This is a genomic window from Pseudonocardia nigra, from assembly GCF_019396355.1.
Classification (GTDB): Bacteria; Actinomycetota; Actinomycetes; order Mycobacteriales; family Pseudonocardiaceae; genus Pseudonocardia; species Pseudonocardia nigra.
This window is the reverse complement of sequence record NZ_JAHKRK010000169.1, coordinates 1-17,821: the sequence shown is the minus strand read 5'-3', so window position 1 is coordinate 17,821 and position 17,821 is coordinate 1. Positions and strand designations below refer to the sequence as shown.

At 73.1% G+C, this 17,821-nt stretch carries 21 protein-coding genes and 1 pseudogene; 8 read left to right on the top strand and 14 right to left on the bottom strand.

The genetic code is table 11. The annotated features are described in order from the left end of the window. The 4 genes from KME75_RS30185 to KME75_RS30170 all read left to right on the top strand — a co-directional run. On the top strand, window positions 1-545 hold a 545-nt coding region (locus KME75_RS30185; protein WP_281424749.1), incomplete at its 5' end, for a glycerol-3-phosphate dehydrogenase C-terminal domain-containing protein. A gap of 133 nt (window positions 546-678) precedes the next feature. Then, entirely contained in the window at window positions 679-2,712 is a 2,034-nt protein-coding gene (locus tag KME75_RS30180) for an MDR family MFS transporter (RefSeq protein WP_219418303.1), read from the top strand. Between the two features lie 57 nt (window positions 2,713-2,769). Further along, window positions 2,770-3,720 (top strand): ferritin family protein, encoded by a 951-nt coding sequence (locus KME75_RS30175; RefSeq protein WP_219418302.1) that lies wholly within the window; start codon window positions 2,770-2,772, stop codon window positions 3,718-3,720. Further along, entirely contained in the window at window positions 3,720-4,196 is a 477-nt protein-coding gene (locus tag KME75_RS30170) for a hypothetical protein (RefSeq protein WP_219418301.1), read from the top strand. The genes KME75_RS30175 and KME75_RS30170 overlap by 1 nt, the downstream gene beginning before the upstream one ends. Here the strand turns inward: KME75_RS30170 and KME75_RS30165 are convergent. Beyond that, window positions 4,186-4,566 (bottom strand): hypothetical protein, encoded by a 381-nt coding sequence (locus KME75_RS30165; protein WP_219418300.1) that lies wholly within the window; start codon window positions 4,564-4,566, stop codon window positions 4,186-4,188. The two genes, KME75_RS30170 and KME75_RS30165, sit on opposite strands and share 11 nt — an antisense overlap. 19 nt (window positions 4,567-4,585) lie before the next feature. On the opposite strand from KME75_RS30165, the gene KME75_RS30160 reads away from it, so the two are divergent. Further along, window positions 4,586-5,008: an acyl-CoA thioesterase gene (locus KME75_RS30160; RefSeq protein ID WP_219418299.1), complete on the top strand. Its 423-nt coding sequence runs from the start codon at window positions 4,586-4,588 to the stop codon at window positions 5,006-5,008. A 23-nt stretch (window positions 5,009-5,031) separates the two neighbouring features. Next, on the top strand, window positions 5,032-5,214 hold the full coding sequence (locus tag KME75_RS30155; protein WP_219418298.1) for a hypothetical protein: 183 nt from the start codon (window positions 5,032-5,034) through the stop codon (window positions 5,212-5,214). Between the two features lie 500 nt (window positions 5,215-5,714). Here KME75_RS30155 and KME75_RS30150 read toward each other — a convergent pair whose 3' ends face one another. The 6 genes from KME75_RS30150 to KME75_RS30125 all read right to left on the bottom strand — a co-directional run bounded on the left by KME75_RS30150 (window position 5,715) and on the right by KME75_RS30125 (window position 11,927). Continuing rightward, the gene (locus KME75_RS30150; RefSeq protein WP_308283233.1) at window positions 5,715-6,536 is read right to left on the bottom strand and encodes an IclR family transcriptional regulator; all 822 of its coding nucleotides are present in this window, start codon (window positions 6,534-6,536) and stop codon (window positions 5,715-5,717) included. Window positions 6,537-6,588: 52 nt separating this feature from the next. Continuing rightward, window positions 6,589-7,299: an iron-sulfur cluster assembly protein gene (locus tag KME75_RS30145; RefSeq protein ID WP_219418294.1), complete on the bottom strand. Its 711-nt coding sequence runs from the start codon at window positions 7,297-7,299 to the stop codon at window positions 6,589-6,591. After that, window positions 7,296-8,345, bottom strand: a complete 1,050-nt coding sequence (locus KME75_RS30140; RefSeq protein ID WP_219418292.1) for an amidohydrolase family protein — start codon at window positions 8,343-8,345, stop codon at window positions 7,296-7,298. Before KME75_RS30140 ends, KME75_RS30145 begins: the two co-directional genes overlap by 4 nt. Window positions 8,346-8,397: 52 nt before the next feature. Beyond that, on the bottom strand, window positions 8,398-9,426 hold the full coding sequence (locus tag KME75_RS30135; RefSeq protein ID WP_219418291.1) for an NAD(P)-dependent alcohol dehydrogenase: 1,029 nt from the start codon (window positions 9,424-9,426) through the stop codon (window positions 8,398-8,400). A gap of 251 nt (window positions 9,427-9,677) precedes the next feature. Beyond that, window positions 9,678-10,472, bottom strand: a complete 795-nt coding sequence (locus KME75_RS30130; RefSeq protein ID WP_219418290.1) for a class I SAM-dependent methyltransferase — start codon at window positions 10,470-10,472, stop codon at window positions 9,678-9,680. 246 nt (window positions 10,473-10,718) lie between these two features. Then, window positions 10,719-11,927 carry a cytochrome P450 gene (locus KME75_RS30125; RefSeq protein ID WP_219418288.1) on the bottom strand — a complete coding sequence of 403 codons (1,209 nt, stop codon included), beginning with the start codon at window positions 11,925-11,927 and terminating at the stop codon, window positions 10,719-10,721. 122 nt (window positions 11,928-12,049) lie between these two features. On the opposite strand from KME75_RS30125, the gene KME75_RS30120 reads away from it, so the two are divergent. Further along, window positions 12,050-14,200 (top strand): SpoIIE family protein phosphatase, encoded by a 2,151-nt coding sequence (locus KME75_RS30120; protein WP_219418287.1) that lies wholly within the window; start codon window positions 12,050-12,052, stop codon window positions 14,198-14,200. A gap of 16 nt (window positions 14,201-14,216) precedes the next feature. On the opposite strand, the gene KME75_RS46205 is transcribed toward KME75_RS30120, so the two are convergent. Next, entirely contained in the window at window positions 14,217-14,375 is a 159-nt protein-coding gene (locus KME75_RS46205) for a hypothetical protein (protein WP_308283232.1), read from the bottom strand. Beyond that, on the bottom strand, window positions 14,356-15,069 hold the full coding sequence (locus KME75_RS30115; protein ID WP_308283231.1) for an alpha/beta hydrolase: 714 nt from the start codon (window positions 15,067-15,069) through the stop codon (window positions 14,356-14,358). Before KME75_RS30115 ends, KME75_RS46205 begins: the two co-directional genes overlap by 20 nt. A 189-nt stretch (window positions 15,070-15,258) precedes the next feature. Here KME75_RS30115 and KME75_RS30110 point away from each other — a divergent pair, with 189 nt between their 5' ends. Beyond that, window positions 15,259-15,639, top strand: a complete 381-nt coding sequence (locus KME75_RS30110; RefSeq protein WP_219418286.1) for an STAS domain-containing protein — start codon at window positions 15,259-15,261, stop codon at window positions 15,637-15,639. 26 nt (window positions 15,640-15,665) lie between these two features. Here KME75_RS30110 and KME75_RS30105 read toward each other — a convergent pair whose 3' ends face one another. The 5 genes and pseudogenes from KME75_RS30105 to KME75_RS30090 form a co-directional block, all read right to left on the bottom strand. Next, complete coding sequence (locus KME75_RS30105) at window positions 15,666-16,004, bottom strand: hypothetical protein (RefSeq protein ID WP_219418285.1); 339 nt, start codon at window positions 16,002-16,004, stop codon at window positions 15,666-15,668. Between the two features lies 1 nt (window position 16,005). Continuing rightward, window positions 16,006-16,386: a hypothetical protein gene (locus KME75_RS30100; RefSeq protein ID WP_219418284.1), complete on the bottom strand. Its 381-nt coding sequence runs from the start codon at window positions 16,384-16,386 to the stop codon at window positions 16,006-16,008. 12 nt (window positions 16,387-16,398) lie between these two features. After that, window positions 16,399-16,701, bottom strand: coding sequence for a divalent metal cation transporter (locus KME75_RS43885; RefSeq protein ID WP_246633126.1), 303 nt, complete (start codon window positions 16,699-16,701; stop codon window positions 16,399-16,401). A 106-nt stretch (window positions 16,702-16,807) separates the two neighbouring features. Further along, window positions 16,808-17,626, bottom strand: a pseudogene (locus tag KME75_RS43880) (Nramp family divalent metal transporter); the annotation flags it as partial. Next, a partial coding sequence (locus KME75_RS30090) for a hypothetical protein (protein ID WP_219418283.1) occupies window positions 17,623-17,821 on the bottom strand: 199 nt, incomplete at its 5' end. The gene KME75_RS30090 and the pseudogene KME75_RS43880, both read right to left, overlap by 4 nt.

Genomic DNA, 17,821 nt, shown 5'->3' with positions numbered 1-17,821 from the left:
CCTACCGGCGGATGCCCCCCAACGCCGTCGACGCCGTCGGGCGCGCGCTGGGTGAGGGGCTGCCGGCCTCCCCCACCGCGGACGTACCGCTCGTCGGCGCCGCGGGCTGGCGCGCGGTCGGCAACCGGGTGCCGCGCCTCGCGGCCGAGCACGGCGTGCCCGAGGAGCACGTGCGGCGGATGCTGCACCGCTACGGCGACGAGGTCCCGGCCGTGCTCGCGCCGATCGCGGCCGACCCGGCACTGGGCCGCCCGCTGCCCGGCGCCGACGGCCACCTGCCCGCGGAGTTCCGCCACGCCGTCACGCACGAGGGCGCGGCGACCCTGTCCGACGTCCTCACCCGCCGCACCCACCTGGCGATCGAGCGGCCCGACGGGGGCACCGCGGCCGCCCCGGCCGTCGCCGCGCTGGTGGCGCCGCTGCTGGGTTGGGACGCCGAACGGCAGGCCCGCGAGGTGGCGGAGTACCGGGCGGAGGTCGAGCGCGACCGGGCGGCGCTGGCCGTCGGAGCGCCCGCCCGAGTGTCCGGAACGCCACGTTCCTGACGTTCAGCGACAGGAACGTGGCTTTCCTGACGGGGGCAGCGGGCGTTCGCGCGATCGGGTTCGCGCCCCTCCGGGTGATCGACGCCGTCGCCGGGAAGTCCCCCGGGGACCACCGCGCCCCGGGGAGACCTCCATGTCCGACGTCCACGCCGCCGATGCGCCGAGCGGCGCGGTCGGCCGCGGCCGCATCTGGGTGATCATCGGCTCGCTGCTGCTGGGCATGCTGCTCGCCTCGCTCGACCAGACGATCGTCGCCACCGCGCTGCCGACGATCGTGGGCGAGCTGGGCGGCGGCTCGCATCTGTCCTGGGTGGTCACCGCATACCTGCTCGCGGCGACGGCGTCCACGCCGCTGTGGGGCAAGCTCGGCGACCTCTACGGCCGCAGGCCGTTCTTCCTGGCCGCGATCACGATCTTCCTGCTCGGCTCCGTGCTGTCGGGCCTGAGCGGCTCCATGCTCGAGCTGGTGCTGTTCCGGGCCGTGCAGGGCCTCGGCGGCGGCGGGCTGATGGTGACGGCGCAGGCGCTGGTCGGCGACGTCGTCCCGCCCCGCGAGCGCGGCCGCTACCAGGGCGTGTTCGGAGCCGTGTTCGGCGTGAGCAGTGTGGCGGGGCCGCTGCTCGGCGGGTTCTTCGTCGACCAGCTGTCCTGGCGCTGGGTCTTCTACGTCAACCTGCCCGTGGGGGCGCTCGCCCTGCTCGTGGCCGCCGCGGCGCTGCCGCGCGACACCCGCCGCGTGCACCACCGCATCGACTACCTCGGCACGGTGCTCGTCGCCGCCGCCGCGACGGTGCTGGTGCTGTTCACCTCGTTCGCCGGCACGACCCTGCCGTGGACCTCACCCGCGAGCCTCGCCCTCGCCGCGGCCGGCATCGTCCTCGTGGTGGCGTTCCTGTTCGCCGAGCGGCGCGCGGCCGAACCGGTGCTGCCGCTGCCGCTGCTGCGCAACCGGGTGTTCGCCGCGGCGTCGGCGGTCGGGTTCGTGATCGGCTTCGCCATGTTCGGCGCGATCACCTATCTGCCGCTGTTCCTGCAGGTCGTCCAGGGGTCGAGTCCCACGGTGGCCGGGTTGCGGATGCTGCCGATGATGCTCGGGCTGTTGCTGACCTCGATAGGGACGGGACAGCTGATCTCATGCTGGGGCCGGTACAAGGTGTTCCCCGTCGTGGGCACGGCGGTCACGGCGGTGGGGCTCGTCCTGCTGTCGCGGATGGACGCCACCAGCGGCGCCGTGGAGACGTCGGTGGCGATGTTCGTGCTCGGCGTCGGCCTCGGGGCGGTGATGCAGGTGCTGATGATCGCCGTGCAGAACGCCGTGGGCTACGCCGACCTCGGCGCGGCCACGTCCGGCGCCCTGTTCTTCCGCCAGATCGGCGGCAGCTTCGGGGTGGCGGTGTTCGGGGCGGTGTTCTCCGGGGTGCTCTCGGGCAACCTGCGCCGGTTCCTCGGCCCGCAGCTCCCGCCGGGGCTCGCCGAGGCGGGCACCGACCCCGGCGCCGTCGCCGCCCTGCCCCCGGACGTGCGGGCGGGCTACGTCGAGGCCTACGCGGCGTCGCTGCAGACGGTGTTCCTCGTCGCGGTGCCGTTCGCGCTGCTCGCCTTCGCGCTGACCTGGCTGCTCCCCGAGGTGCCGCTGCACGCGACGACCCGGGCCAACGACCCGGGCGAGACGTTCGGCGCACCCGGGCAGCGGACGTCGGTGCAGGAGGTCGAGCGCAAGCTGTTCCTGCTGGCCCGCCGGGAGAACCGGGCGGAACTCTACCGGCGGCTGGCGGCGCGCGCCGGCGTCGACCTGGGCCGTGCGCCTGCTGGCTGCTCTACCGGCTGGACCGGACGCCCGAGACACCCTCGACGGGTTGCACACGCGGCTGCGTGCGGCGGACCGCGAGCTCGCGGCGCCGCTGGCCGAGCTCGCGGCCGCCGGGTTCGTCACGGTCCCCGGGGAGCGGGTCGCGCTCACCGCCGCGGGCCGCGCCGCCGTCGACCGGCTCACCGCGGCCCGCCGCGACGGGCTGGCCGAGCTGCTCGCCGGCTGGTCGCCCGACGAGCACCCCGAGCTCGCCGGCGCCCTGCACCGGCTCGCCCGCGAGCTGCTGGCCGACGACGAGGAGCTGCTGCGGGAGGCCCGGCCCGCCCGCACGTGACAGTGGTCCGATCTCGGCGGTAACGAGCGCCACTGGACCCCCTAGAGTGAACGTGATTCTAGAGCAGGGGGAGGTCGGCGATGACCACGAGCCGGGACGCGGTGGAAGAGTCCACCCTGGCGCAGATCCGCGACGTCGACATCGACGACGTCCTCGACTACGTGCACGCCGACCTCAAACGGCTGCCCGGCTACCTCGACCTCTACCGGCGCTACCTCCGGCAGCGCTGGGACGTCTACGAGCTCGACTTCGCCCAGGACCTCGTGGACTGGCGCACCCGGATGACCGAGGAGGAGCGGGAGGCGTTCGTCGCCATCTCCTCGGGCTTCCACCACGGGGAGCGCCAGGTCGAGGTGGAGCTGCCGGTGTTCATGCTCGGCGGCAGCGAGGAATCCAAGATCTACATGTCGAGCCAGATCGAGGACGAGGCGCGGCACACCATCTTCTTCGACCGCTTCTACCGCGAGGTCGTCGGCCTGCCCGGCGACGATCTGCAGGACGTGCTCGACGCGTCCTTCCCTTACATCTCCGAGACCTTCGTCGGGCCGTTCGGACTGCTGGCCTACCAGGCCGACGAGCTGCGTCGCGACCCCGAGAACGCCGCGGCCCGCGTTCGCTACGGCACCACGTACTTCCTCTGGATCGAGGGCGTGCTCGCCCTGTCGGTCATGAAGATCACCCTCACCTACTGCCGTACCCGCGGACTGCTGCCGGGCTACTACACGGGCTTCACCGCCACCTGCCGGGACGAGGCGCGCCACGTGCAGGGCGGCATGCGGTTCCTGCGCGACGCCGTGCAGGCCGAACCCGTGCTGCTGCGCGAGATCCACGACACGCTGCGCACGATCCTGTCGATGAACGGCGCGGTCAGCCGACGGCTGGCCCTGGAGGCACTGGGCTGGACCCCGGAGGAGGTGCGCAGGCTGATGATCCGACAGTTGTCGATGAAGCTCTCCGACGTCGGCATCGACCTGCCGCCCGACATCCGCGAACGCATCGAACGGATCGAGCCCGAGCTGGCCGGAGGCTGATGATGACCACGACCACCGACCTTCCCGTGTTCTTCGGCCCGGAGTGGGCCGAGGCCGCGCGCGTCGCGGCGGACCGCGGGCCGAGCGACGAGCTGCGCGCAACCAAGCTGCCCACGTACTGGGAGTGGATCGACGACGCCCGCGCCGGCTACGACGCGTCATGGGCCCTCGTCGACACCGACCTGCCGGCGCCGGACGGTGGCACCGGGCCGGCCCACCTGCTGCTCGAGTGGGACGGCGGCCGGTGCACCCGAGCCGCGATCGCCGGGCAGGAGGAGGCCGCCGCGGCCCATTACGTGCTCTCCGCCCCGCACGACGTGTGGACGGAGTTGCTCTCCGGCGCCGACGCCGGCCGGCTGGTGATGTACCGGAAGATCGCGCTGCAGCGCGGCGACGTCCTGCAGTTCTTCCGCGGCATCTACTTCGTGGTGGAGTCGCTCGCCGCGATCGGCCGCGTCCCGGCCGTCACGTCCTGACACCGGCGGCCGTCGCGGGCTCCTCCGCGGCGGCCGCAGGCCGGCGCCACGGCCCGCCGAAGAAGCAGATCGCCACCCCGAACAACGCCATGCACACCACGGTGACGCCCAGCCAGGCCTGCCAGCTCGTGGCGGCGACGACGTGCGGCACCACGAGGAGCACGACCACCGCCATCGCCTTGACCAGGAACGAGAACAATCCCCACGCCGTGCCCTGCAACCGGGGGTCGACGATCCCGGCGACCGCCCCGGCGACCGCGGCCACCGCCGAGATCGCCCCGTAGGTCGCCAGGGGCGAATCCGGCTCTAGAAGAGCATTTGCAGCGTCGGTCGCCGGTGGGAGGAAGTCAAGACCCGTGCGCTGGCGCACGAGATGCCATCCTGCCCCCATGGGCGATCACTTCTCGGTGCACGTGGGCGTGCGCAGCTACGAGGTCGACGCGAACGGCCACCTCAACCACGCGTACTACCACCGGTACGGCGAACACGCGCGCACCGAGCACTTCAGCGCCGCCGGTTGCACGATGGACCGCCTGGCGACCGCGGGCGTCGGCATCGTCCTGCTCGAGACGCACGTGCGCTTCCTGCGCGAGCTGCGCCACCGCGACCACGTGGACGTCGACTCGCGGCTCACGTTCGGCGAGGGGAAGTCGTTCGAGATCGCGCACACCCTCATGCGCGACGACGGGGTGGTCGTCGCGGAGATCAGCTGCCGGATGGGTCTGCTGGACGCGGCGGCCCGCAGGCTCGTCGCCGACCCCGCGGGACGGCTGCGTGAGCTCGCCGACGACCCCGCGGTGCTGGGCCTGTAGCCGGCCTCGGCGAGACTGGGCCGGTGGCTGACGACGACCGCACCCACCCGCCGCCGACCAGTCCCTCGGTCCTGCTCCTCACGCTCGCGCACCGGGTCGAGACCGAGGTCGGGGCCGCGCTCGCGCCGCTCGGCCTGACGGTGAGCAGGCTCGGCCTGCTCGGGCACATCGCCGCCGTCCCCGGCGTCGTCCGGCCGGGCGGCTGAAGGCGTCGTCGCTGATCGCCGCGAGATCCGCACCAACGCACCCACCACCGCAAAGACGGCCACCTCGCGGCGATCACCCCGCCCGTGGTCACCGCGAGATCCGCACCAGCGTACTTCCCACAGCGACAACCGCCATCTCGCAGCGATCACCCGCCCCCGGACCGCGGCGGGGGACCCGGAGCCCCGGCGGTCACCGCGAGATCCGCACCGGCGCACTCCCCACAGCGATGACCGCCATCTCGCGACGATCACCTCGCCCATGATCACCGTGAGATCCGCACCAGCGCACTTCCCACAGCGACAACCGCCATCTCGCAGCGATCACGGGCGCGCGGATCGCGCGGCGAGGATGGGCTCCGGGCCCGGGCGATCGCGACGAGATCCGCACCAGGGCACCCACCACCGCGAAAACAACCACCTCGCAGCGATCACCTCCCGCACGATCGCCGCGAGATCCCACCCGCGCACTCACCACCACGAGAACCGCAACCTCGTGACGATCACCCGCGGGTGGGCCGCCCCTGGAGGGTCCGGCTGAGCGTGGTGGCGCTCTGCCGCACCGCCCGTTCGACGTCCCAGCGGCGGGTGAGGAACTCCGCGGCGGGCAGCGAGATGGCGACGGCCGCGGCCACGACCCCGCCGGCGGCGCGGACCGGTGAGGCGAGGCAGGCGATGCCGCTGTGGAACTCCTCCAGCTCCATCGCGATCGAGACCTCGCGGGTGTGGGCGAGCTGGGACTCGAGCACGTCGGCGTCGGTGATGGTCTGCGGGGTGATCGGGGGCAGCCCGGTCTCGGCGAGGTACTGGGCGCGCACCGCGGGTTCCATCGCGGCGAGCATGACCTTGCCGAACGCGGTGGCGTGCGCCGCGCGGTGGAACCCGACGTCGAGCAGCTGGATCCGCGGGCGGCGCGCGGAGTCCTCGACGTGGGCCAGCACGATCTCGTCGTTGCGGTAGACCGCGTAGTACGCGGCGGCGTCGGCCCGCTCGTGCAGTGCCCGCACCACGACCGCCACGTCGGCGGGCACCGCGAGCTGGCGGTGCAGCGCCTGGTCCAGCAGCCGGACCCGGTAACCCAGCCCGTAGCGGCGTTCCCGGTGCAGGTGCACGACGTAGCCGTTGTCGATCAGCGTGCTGAGCAGGTGGTAGGTGGTGGGCAGGGTCAGGCCGAGCCGCTGCGCCACCTCCTTGGCCGACACGCCGTCGCGGTACTCGGCCACCGTCTCGAGCACCAGCAGCGCCCGGCCGACCGACTGCAGGATGCCGGTCGGCCGGGCGGGTTGCGGGTCCGCCGTCTCGCCGGCGGACTGCTCCAGGGTCACCCCACCACCATGACGCATCGCGACCCCGGAGACACCTGCCGTATCGGAGAGGTCATGACGCCGCCGCGCCGTACCGCGTGGCGAGCAGACCTCGGCAGAAGATCCCGTTGCCCTCGATGCTCACCCGGGTGGTGCGCGCGAGCCGCAGCTTAAGCGGCAGTCCCTCGGCCCGCATCGGAGTGCCGTCGGCGTCGAGCAGCAGCGGTGCCGACGGCCCGGCGGGCAGCCCCAGGTCGGCGCGGCGGCGGCGCAACCGCTCCAGCGCGGGTGTCTCGGGCACCTGGGCGAGCGTGGTCGCGAGCAGGTCGTCGAGCGTCCGCCCGGCCCGCAGCAGTCCGTCGGCCACCAGCTCCTGCGCCGCGGCGTGGGCCTTGCGCTGGAACGTCGCCCGCAGGTCGGCCAGGTCGACCGCGTCCTCCTCGGCGAGCCCGGGGAAGGACGCGGAGAACCCGTCGCCCGCCGCGACCCCCGCGTTGATCTCGTCGGAGGCGAAGTGGTCGGCCAGCGTGACCCGGGCGGCCCGCACGCCCGGCACCGCCCGAACCGCGTCGGCCGCGTCGGCGACCATCAGGTAGGCGAAGTTCGGGGCGCAGAAGTACGTGGGCAGGCGCAGCACGACTGACACCTCGTCCCCCGCCACCGCGCACTCCTGCACGAACTTCAGGTCCGTGATCGACTCGTCGAGCTCCGGGTCGCGCACCGTGCCCAGCGCCCGCCGCACGGCGGGCGCCAGGTCGGTGCGTTCCGGAGCGCCCGCCGTCACTCCCCCGCCACGGGGACGGGCCCCGCGCCGACGGTCTCGCCCGCCACCGGCTCGGCGGGCGCCGACAGGCCACAGCCGGCGGGCACCTCGAGGTCGTAGAGCCGCGCCGCGTTCAGCCCGAGGATCTTCTTCTTGATGTCGGGGGTGAGCACGCCGTACTCGGCCTGCATGTCCTCGGGGATCTGGAAGTCGACGAACTTCTCGATCAGCCACTTCGGGTGCCAGATCGCGTAGTCGCTCGCGAACGTGAGCCGGTTGTCGTCGAGCCAGTACAGCAGCTCGCCGATGATCTGCGCGAAGTAGCGCGGCCGGGAGTGGATGAACGGCATCGCCACGGCGAGCCCGCCGTAAACGTTGGGCTCCTGCGTGGCGATCCAGCAGAAGTCCTCCAACCGCGGCAGCCCGACGTGCTCGATGATGAACCGCAGCTCCGGGAACGCCGTGGCGGCGTCGTCGACATCGGCCACGTCGAACGCGTCCCGGTTGAGCGGGTAGATGGTCGGGCCCTTGTGCACGTGGACGTTGCGGATGCCCAGCTCCTGGACCTTCTCCAGGTACCGGTACGCCCACGGGTCCGACAGCTTCCAGCCCTTCGACTCGCCCTTCCACTCCGCGGTGTAGAGCTTCACGCCCTTGAGGTTCCACCGCGCGTGCAGCTGCTCGAGCTTCTCCAGCCCGCCCTCGCCGTCGCGGGGGTCGAACGACCCGTTGACGATCAGCTTGTCCGGGTGCTTCTCGGCCAGCGCGCCGTTGCGCTCGGTGGTGTTGAACCCGTTGACGTAGAAGTCGGTGAGATACGTCGGCTGGAAGATGGCCTTGTCGACGTACCCCTCCTCGAACAGGTTCGTCATCAGGTCCTGTTCGGAGTAGTTGCCGAACTTCTCCGCCGACCACACGTACTCCTCGGGCGAGAGGTTGCGGTGGTAGTCGTAGAAACAGTTCGTGAAACCCTCGCCGTAGCGGTTGCGCTGGTTCGCCGGACCGCCGTCCCAGAAGTGGATGTGGCTGTCGACGATGAAGTAGTTCTCGCCGTCCTTGGAATACATCGCGGTCCTCCTTGACCGTGGTGGGAACTGCGGTTCGGGAAGGAAAAGCGGCTCAGGGCACGAGGATCGCCCGGCCGCGGACCCGGCCGGCGTCGAGGTCGTGCAACGCATCCAGCGCGGCGTCCAGCGGGTACTGCTTGGTGTGCAGCGTGACCTTGCCGGCCTCGGCGAGGACCATGAGCTCGGCGAGCTCGTTGTACGTGCCGACGATGTTGCCGATCACGTTCTTCTCGTTCGCCACGAAATCCAGCGTCGGCGCGCTGAACTGCCCGCCGTAGCCGATGACGAACTGGTGCCCGTCGGCCGCCGTCATCTGCCATGCGTCGTTCTCCGCGCCCTGCTCGGCCACGAAGTCGAACACGACCTGCGCGCCCTCACCCCCGGTGAGGTCCTTCACGGCGTCGACGTGGCCGCCGTCGGCGAGGACCGTGTCGTCGGCGCCGATCTCCTTAGCGAGCGCGAGCGCGTCGGCGTTGCGGTCCACGACCACGATCCGGGTGGCGGTCAGCGCCGCCAGGCACTGGATCCCGATGTGCCCCAGCCCGCCCGCGCCCTGGACGACCGCGGTCGTGCCCGGCCACAGCAGCGGCACCGCCTTGCGCACGGCGTGGTAGGCCGTGATGCCCGCATCCGCCAGCGCCGCGACATCGGCCGGGTTCGTCGACGGGTCGAGCTTGACGCAGGCCCGCGGGGTCGTGCGCAGATACTCGGCCATCCCGCCGTCGTTGTTCGACAACCCCGGGAAGAACGCGTTGACGCAGTGCATGTCCTTGCCGGCGCGGCACGCCCGGCACAGGCCACAGCTGGGCTGCGGGTGCAGGATCACGGTGTCACCGGGGGCGACGTTGGTGACGCCCTCCCCGACCTCCTCCACCCAGCCCGCGTTCTCGTGCCCGATCACGTAGGGCAGTTCGGGGCCCATCGCCTCGGCCCACTGCCCCTCCAGGATGTGCAGGTCGGTACGGCAGACGCCGGCTCCCCCGACCTTCACGACGACGTCGAGCGGGCCCCTGAGCGTCGGCTCGGGGATGTCGTCGATCTGCGGATCGGCGTGGTACTTGTGCACGCGCACGGCCTTCACGGGTCGACTCCTTCGTCGGCGGGAGGGGTGCCGCGAAGGATGCCGCGCAGGTCACAGCGCGAGAAGACACGTTGTCACATGCTGATAAGCCCTCGGGGTCGCCGCGGCACGGCGACCCCGATCGGGCGGGCCCTGGTTCCGGTCCGCGGCGGGGACGGGCAGGCACGGAGCCTGTCGAGGCGGCGGATGTGATCGACGACCTGATCGACTTTCCGTCGATGCACCGACGGGGGTCGTGTCGGGGGCCGAGGCTACGTGCCGCGTCTTCCCACGAGGAGGGTCACCGGCACATGCTCGGCGAAGGTGGATGCGCCGAGGGCGTCGCGCAACTGCTGCTCGAAGGCCTCGCGCTCGTCGGGCTGGGGCAGCTGGTCGAGGGGCATCGCGGAGTAGACGCTGCCGACGAGCTGCGCGAACGTGAGGTCCTCCCGGTAGGTCACTGCGGCGTCGATGATCTGGTCGAAACCGGCAGCGATGAGCGCCTCGCGGTACGCGCGCCGGGAGCTCGGGTCCGTGCCGCACCGCGCGGTGAGCTGGATGCCCAACCAGGCTTCCAGGTGCCGCCGCAGGGCCCGGGACCAGGGCACGTCCTGCAGCCACTGAGGGGTGCCGTTGGTGATGACGGCGACACCTCCACCGGGGCGGACGAGCCGGCGCAACGCCCGGAACAGGCGGGGCGGGTCCATCCAGTGCGGGGCCTGGCCGATGGTGACCGCGTCGAGCACATGCTCGCCCACCCACGGAGCGAGCGCGCCGAGATCGCTGTCAGCGCCGAGCATCCACGTGATGTTGTCCGCGCCCGCGTCCTGACCCGCCCGGCGGGCGAGGCGGAGCATGTCGGCCTCGATGTCGACGCCGAGCACGGACCGCGTGCACGCGGCGAGCGGAACGGTGAGTTGTCCGGTACCGCAGCCGAGATCGAGCACGCGCGATCGGTCGTCCAGATCGAGGGCCGCCATCAGCCGGTCGATGACCGGAGGGGGATATCCCCGGCGGAACTCCGCGTAGTACTCGGCGATCGGGCCGGTGAACGAGCTCGTGGTCATGGGCCTGAGCATGACGAGAACGACGTCGGCCGTGCAGTGGTATCGCCGAGAGCAGACGGTGCCCGTCCGCGGTTTCACGGCTTGGATGTGCATCCGGGGGGTTGAGACGGGACGGCGGGCGAACAGGCCGACGTGGATGCGGTCGAGCTCGGCTCGGGCGCTCCCGGCAGGTGCCGCGCGTGCACCCGCTGGAGCAGCGCTGGCGGCTTCACCGCCGGCGGAGGCCTCCAGGGGTGGCCGCGGCCCTCACCGCTCCTGCAGCGCGAGGACCACGCCGCTGCGCGGCCGGGTCGGCATCCGGCTCATGTCCACCCGGAGGTCCTGCGGAGGCAGGGTGTGCTCCAGCCCGGCGAGCGCGCGTACCGCCTCGGCGATCATGGTGAGCACCACCGCCTCGCCCGGGCAGCGGTGCCCGGTACGGACGTCGCCGCCGCCCTGCGGCACCAGCGTGTCGGGGTCGACGTCGCCGGTCAGGAACCGCTGCGGGTCGAACCGGTCGGGGTCCGGCCAGTGCTCCGGGTCGTGGTCGGTGCCGTGCACGTCGAGCACCACGAGCCCGCCGCGCGGCACCCGGACGCCGAGGACGTCCTGCTCGGCGCGTGCCTTCGCCGCGAGCACCGGGACGAACGGGTAGCGCCTGCGCACCTCCTGGGAGAACGCGTCCAGCGCGGCGTCGTCGCCTCCCGCGATGCGAGTGCGCCACTCCGGGTGCTCGTGGAGCGCGACGCCGGCGAACGCGATGAACCAGGCGACCGCCACGGTGGGCCGCAGGACGTTGAGCAGCGCGACGCCCGCGGTGCGTGGCGGTAGTGGCCGGCCGTCGAGGCCGGTCGCACCGGCGGCGGTGTGCAGGGCGGTGCCGGGAGCGGGTCGCAGCCGCCCCGCGCGCACCTGCCGCACCAGGTCGGCCGCCCATCGGTCGAGCCGCCGGCGGGCCAGCGCGGCCCGGAGGTACTCGGGCCCCGGCGTGGCGAACCCGTCGACGACGGCCGCGAGCCGGCGGGCCCACTCCGGCAGTTCCTCCTGTGGCACCGGTACCCCGCCCCAGCCGAGCACGGACGCGGCGAGCACCTGAACCGCCTCGTCGAACAGCACCACGCGGTCCCGGCCGGCCCACCGCCGCAACGCCGAGCGCCACTCGTCCGCCGCGCGGTCCCCGAGTGCCGCGACGGCGTCCGGGGTGAGCAGGTCGACGTAGAGCGCCTTGCGGTGGTGGTGCTCGGCGTCGTCCAGGCCGTGCACTGTGCCCGGGCCGAACAGCACCAGCTTGATCGGCGGCGGGAACGCCCCCTTCCGGCGCAGCCGCGGGTCGTAGAAGCGCCGGACGCCCTCCGGGCCCCCGACCAGCGCGGCGCGGCGACCCATCAGCCGGATCGGAACGGCCGCCGCCCCGCTGCGGAGCCGGGGAGCCCACGGGTAGCCGTCACGGATCAGCTGGAGCGTCCGGTCGATCACCATACTCCGCAGTACCCCACCCCGCCCCTGCCTCAACCTGCTGGCGACGGCGTCGAATCGTCGGGCGATGTGACCTCGATCGGGGATGCTGCGATCCGCTCGCCGCGCTCTAGCCTGGGCGGATGCACGGGGAGATCGTGTCCGACCCGGTGCGGCTGGCCGCGCTGGCCGCGGTGCTGCCCGTCGCACGTGCCGCGTCGGCGGCCATGGACCGGCTCGCCGAGCTGGCCGCCACCGTGATGGACGCGCCGATCGGCATGGTGGTCCTCGTCGACGACCGGCGCCAGCACCTGGTCGGGCTGGCCGGGACGGACGTTGCCGGGAGCCTCCGGCGGGAGATGCCCATCGCGCTCGGGTACTGCCCGGCCACCACCCTCGCCGCCGGCAAGCCGATCTGCATCGAGGACGCCGCCGACGACCCGGATTTCGCCGACCACCCCGCGCACCGCGAGCTGGGGTTCGTCGCCTATGCCGGGGCCCCGCTGCGCGACGCCGACGGACAGCTGCTCGGCGCGCTGTGCGTCACCGACACGCACGCCCACCCGTGGCGCGCCGCCGACCGGCGGGCGCTGGAGGCGCTCGCCGAGTCGGTCGTCAGCGAGCTGACCGTGCACCGCGACACCGACCGCAGGCAGCGCCTCCTCGACGCGTTCGACGCCGCCCCCGCCGGGATCGCGGTGACCCGCGGCCCGCAGCACGTGCTCGAGTACCACAACGCGGCCTACCGGCAGGTGTTCGGCGATCTCCCGCTCGAGCTGCCCGGGCGGGTCGCGCTCCCGGCGCTGCCCGGTGAGTTCTTCGCGCTCATGGACCAGGTGCTGGCGAGCGGGGAGACGTTCGCGGCCACCGATGCGGCGCTCACCCTGGTCTGGCCGGGCGAGTCGGAACCGCGGGAGCGGTTCTTCGACTTCTCCTACTCCGCCATCGGGCGCGACGGGGGCGACGACCACCGGGGGCTGCTAATTGTCGCGGTGGAGGTCACCGACCGGGTGCACGCCCACCGCGAGCTGCAGCGCCGCGCCCGGCACCAGGAGCTGCTCGCCAGGGCGAGCACCACGCTCAACCGCAACCTCGACCCCGCCGTCGAGCTCCAGGAGCTGGCCAGGGTCGCCGTGCCCGAACTGGCCGACCTGTCCACCGTGAACGTGCTGGCGCACCCGGTTCCGCCGGGGGTCGACCCGCCGCTGCCGGTGGTCACCGACCGGATCGCGGTGGCGGGCGCACCGGGCAGGCTGCAGCTGCCCGAGATCCGGCTCGGCCTGCAGTGGAACGGCGACGGCGACCCGATCACGGAGACGATCCGCCGCGGCGAGCTGCTCGACCACCCCATCGCGCCCCCGGCGCCCCCGGCCTGGGCGCGCGCGACCGGGGCCGACGCGGCGATCCGCGACGGGCTCCACCACCTCGTGCTCGCCCCGGTCGTCGTCGACGGCCTGGTGGTGGCCGTGGTGACGTTCGGGGTGTTCGGCGGCCGCAGGCCGTGGAGCAGCGACGAGTTGGGAGTCCTGCGTGAGATCGCCCGGTACGCGAGCATCGCGCTCGGGCACGGGCTGTCCTACCAGCGCACCCGGGAGTCCGCGCTGGTCCTGCAGCGCAGCCTGCTCACCGAGCCGCCGTCCGTGGAGGGCCTGGAGATCTGCGCCCGCTACCGGCCCGCGGGGCGCGACGAGGTCGGCGGCGACTGGTACGACGCGTTCGAGCGGCGGCCCGGGCAGCTCGCCGTGGTGATCGGGGACGTCGTCGGCCACGACATCACCGCGGCCGCCGCGATGGCGCAGCTGCGCGCCACGCTGCGCGGCCTCGCCCTGGACCGCGGCGACGGTCCGGCGGCTGCGCTCGACCGGCTCGACGCGATCAATTCGCGGCTCGGCATCACCGCGTTCGCCACGCTGATCCACGGCCGGCTCACCCGCACCGACGACGGGTGGACGTTGCACTGGGCCAACGCAGGCCACCCGCCCCCGGTGCTCGTCACGCCCGGCACCGGCCCGCAAGTGCTCATGGGCCGGGCCATGGGCGCCGCGCTCATCCGGACCGACGCGCCGCCACGGGGTCAGGGCGAGATCGGCCTGCCGCGCGGGTCGACCCTGCTGCTCTACACCGACGGCCTCGTGGAGCGCCGCGACGCCGACCTCGCCGACAGCATCGACGAGCTCGCCGCCCGCGCCTTCCACGCCGCTCACCTGCCCCTGGGCGAGCTGTGCGACACGCTGCTGGCCGCCGCCCCCACCACCGACGACGTGGCGCTCCTCGCGTTGCGGGCCACCGCCTGACCCCGCCCTGCCGCGCTCAGCCCGCGCCCGGCTCCCGCAGGAACCCGGCGAGCGCGCGGGCCAGGTCCTCGGGTGCCTCCTCGGCCATGTGGTGGCCGGACTCGATGCCGTGTCCCCGCACGTCGTCGGCCCAGGCCCGCCAGACCGTCAGCGGGTCACCGTAGAGGCGCTCCATGTCGTCGCGCGTGGACCACAGCACGAGCACGGGGCAGGTGAGCCGCCGCCCGGTCGGCCTCGTCGTGGGCGCGGTCGAGCCCGAGCCCGGCGCGGTAGTCCTCGAGCATCGCTCGCACCGTGGCCGGGTCGTGGATCGCCCGGCGGTACTCCGCGTAGGCCTCCGCGCCCATCCCGTCCGGGGAGCCGCCGTACCAGGCGTCGGGATCGCTGAGGATGGCCCGCTCGGGCTTGTCCGGCTGCGCGAAGAAGAACCAGTGCCACCACTCCGTCGCGAACCGGTCGGTGCAGCGGGCCAGCGCCTCCGCGATCGGGACGCTGTCGAGCACCGCGAGCCGCGCCACCGCGCCCGGGTGGTCCATCGCCAGCCGGAACGCGACGTAGCTGCCGCGGTCGTGGCCCGCCACGGCGAACCGCTCGTGCCCGAGCCCGCGCATCAGCGCCACCATGTCCAACGCCATCGCGCGCTTGCTGTACGGGGCGTGGTCCGGGGTCGTCGGCGGCTTCGAGGACTCCCCGTACCCGCGCAGGTCCGGGCAGACGACGGTGTGCCCGGCGGCGAGCAGCCGCGGCGCCACCCGGTGCCACGTGGCGGAGGTGCGCGGATGGCCGTGCAGCAGCAGGACGGGGCGGTCGCCGGGCCCCGCGTACCGGACGCGGAGTACGGCGTCACCCACGTCCACCCGATCCGTCATGAAACCGTCGAACACCGCGTCAAGGTCCTTTCGTCGCAGCAGGGGTATCGCCCGACCGGGCGCATCCGTCGCCAGAGTCCCCCGATCAGGTCATCAAGCTGCCATTGAACAGCGCATCTGTTCGTCGCACACTGCATTCCGCGCCAGTTCTGGTCGAGCAATGCCCCTCAACGTCGAGGACGGTCGCCCGTGGTCGAGTCCACCCCTCCTGGTGAGGCGTACCTGCTGATCCGGTCGTACTCCCCCGCGCCCGGAATCGGGATCGTGCGCCCGCTGGGGCGGCTGGAGGCGCTGACCGCACCCCAACTCCTGGAGCACCTGAAGTTCCGGCTGCACGACGGGCCGGGGCGGCACGTGGTGCTCGACCTGCAGGACGTCGCCGCCGTCGACTCCGCCGGGATCACGGCGTTGCTGGCGGCCCACCGGGAGGCGGCGGACGGCGAGATCGCCTTCCACATCACCGGTGCGGACCCCCTGCTGCTCGCCGCAGGTCTGCCGGTGCTGCCGGTGAGCACGGAGGAACTGGTCGAACGGCTTGCCCATCCGCGCACGCTGCTCACCGCGGGCTGAGCGGATCAGCCGGCGTCGACCCGGTTTCACTCTGTCCCGGCGTCGAACTCGGGGCCGAACGGCTCCAGCCGGTCGGCGGTGACGGAGAGGACGACCGGCGGGCCAAGCTCGGCCACGTCGGCCCAGTCGACGTAGTGCTGGCGGCGCCGGAGCGCGGCGAACAACCGCGCGAGCAGCCACGGCGCGTCGACCGTCCGTCCGAACCCCAGCCGGTCGCCCCCGAACGGCCTGCCGACCACGAGCCCGGCCACGCGCGGCGCGGGCTCGCCGGAGGGCTCGTACACCGGGCCGTCGCAGACCAGCCGGACGTCGCGGACCCGGCCGACCCGCCGTCCGGCCGCGTCGACCACGGGGCGTTCGAGCACGTCACCGATCCGCACGGCGGGCCCCCGGGATCCGGTCGATGATGTGGTCACGCAACCAGCGTTCGGCGAGGTCGGGGGCGGGCGTCCCCTCCCGCACCGTCACGGCCGTGCTCAGCTCGGTGACGTCGCCGTAGCCGATCGCGATCGGCGTCCCGGCGGTTCCCCGGCGCCGACCCAGCGCCGCGAGCCAGCGCGCCGGCCCACGGCCGAGGCGCGGACCGAGCGCGGCGGACCCGACGAGCAGCGCGACCACGTGCGGCGGACCGTCGCGTTCGTCGGACAGCTCGAGGTCGTCGACCTTGCCGATCAGCCTGCCGTCGGCCGCGACGAGCTGCCGGTCGAGCAGGTCGGCCTCCGCGTAGAGCACCTTCGGTCGGTCCATGCCCCATCCTCCCTACTGCCCGGCCCCGGTCGCGATCATCAGCGGGATGGTCACCACCGACACCACGAGCAGCAGGGCGAGATACCCGGTCCCCACCACGTTCGTGAACCGGGAGTTGACCCGGTCGCCGAGGGCCTCGCGGTCGTTGGCGACGACGAGGATCGGGAAGTACGTCAGCGGCAGTGCCGCGGCGGCGAACACGATGGAGTACTCCGTCACCATGATCGGGTCGAGCCCGGTCAGCATGAGCAGCACACCGCCGAGCACGGCAGCCAGCGAGACCGTGAAGTACCGGGCCGCCTGCCGCGGCGCCACCCGCTTGCCCCACCGCCACCCGAAGTACTGAGCGACGGCGTACCCAGCTCATCGACGTCTCCATCGCCGCGCCGAACGTCGCCGCGAAGAACCCGATGATCACCACGGCCAGCCCGAGCTTGCCCAGGGCAAGCGCGACGGGGATCGCCAGCTGGCTCAGCTGTTCCACCTCGATCCCCGCCGGCGCGAGCGTCACCGTGGCGCACGCCATGATCGCCAGCGACAGCAGCCCACCCAGCGGGAAGCCGACGAACACGTTGCGGCGCGCCGCGGCGATGTCGCGGGCCGACCAGCCCTCCTCGACCCCGCCGGAGGAGAAGAAGAACACCTCGTAGGGCGTCATCGCCGCGCCGAGCAGGGCGATCGCGTAGTAGATCCACGAGGGCGTGCCCTCGCCGGTCGGCACGGCGGGGTGGATCGCCTGCTGCCACAGCTGGCCCCAGTCCGGGCTCAGCTGCCACAGCGCGACGACGAACACGAGCAGCGTCAGGCCGAGCAGCCCGAAGGCGTTCTCGATGACCGAGAACGACGCGCGCCACAGCACGATCGCCACGAACAGCCCGACCAGCGGCACCCACAGCAGGTAGTGGACGTCGCTGGCGAGCTGCAGCGCCAGCGCCACACCCCCGATCTCGGCGGCCATCGTCAGGAACGTGACCAGGACCGAGGCGATCAGGTTGACCAGGCCCGCGCGTGGGCCGAGCCGATCGCGCACCAGGTCGAACACCGGGCGACCGGTCACCGCCGTGACCCGGCCGGCCATCTCGGCGAACAGGCAGATCCCGATCACACCGACGACGACCACCCATGCCAGGGACATCCCGAACCGGGACCCGACGAGCGCGTTGGCGACCAGGTCGCCGATGTCGACGAACCCGCCGATGGCAGTGAGGATCCCGAGCGCGACCGCGAAGATCCGCCTCACGCGAGCTGCCCCTGCATCTGCTCCAGACGGCGGCCGAGCTCCTCGAGCGCCGCCCGATGGCCGGCCAGCTCCTGCGGGCCCGCCTCCTCGGCGGTCCGTTGCGCGGCGCGGAGCTCGTCCGCAGCCGCCCCGAGCAGGCCGCGGACGTCGTCGACGAGCTGCGCGGACGCCGGCGTCGGCGGGTGGCGCCCCGGG

What these genes read in the sequence shown, in the direction of transcription:
- KME75_RS30160 (WP_219418299.1), top strand. Translation starts at nt 4,586, where the DNA reads ATGGGCGATCACTTCTCGGTGCACGTGGGCGTGCGCAGCTACGAGGTC.
- KME75_RS30180 (WP_219418303.1), top strand. Translation starts at nt 679, where the DNA reads ATGTCCGACGTCCACGCCGCCGATGCGCCGAGCGGCGCGGTCGGCCGC.
- KME75_RS30170 (WP_219418301.1), top strand. Translation starts at nt 3,720, where the DNA reads ATGATGACCACGACCACCGACCTTCCCGTGTTCTTCGGCCCGGAGTGG.
- KME75_RS30120 (WP_219418287.1), top strand. Translation starts at nt 12,050, where the DNA reads ATGCACGGGGAGATCGTGTCCGACCCGGTGCGGCTGGCCGCGCTGGCC.
- KME75_RS30140 (WP_219418292.1), bottom strand. Translation starts at nt 8,345, where the DNA reads ATGTATTCCAAGGACGGCGAGAACTACTTCATCGTCGACAGCCACATC.
- KME75_RS46205 (WP_308283232.1), bottom strand. Translation starts at nt 14,375, where the DNA reads ATGGAGCGCCTCTACGGTGACCCGCTGACGGTCTGGCGGGCCTGGGCC.
- KME75_RS30130 (WP_219418290.1), bottom strand. Translation starts at nt 10,472, where the DNA reads ATGACCACGAGCTCGTTCACCGGCCCGATCGCCGAGTACTACGCGGAG.
- KME75_RS30175 (WP_219418302.1), top strand. Translation starts at nt 2,770, where the DNA reads ATGACCACGAGCCGGGACGCGGTGGAAGAGTCCACCCTGGCGCAGATC.
- KME75_RS30115 (WP_308283231.1), bottom strand. Translation starts at nt 15,069, where the DNA reads ATGACGGATCGGGTGGACGTGGGTGACGCCGTACTCCGCGTCCGGTAC.
- KME75_RS30100 (WP_219418284.1), bottom strand. Translation starts at nt 16,386, where the DNA reads ATGGACCGACCGAAGGTGCTCTACGCGGAGGCCGACCTGCTCGACCGG.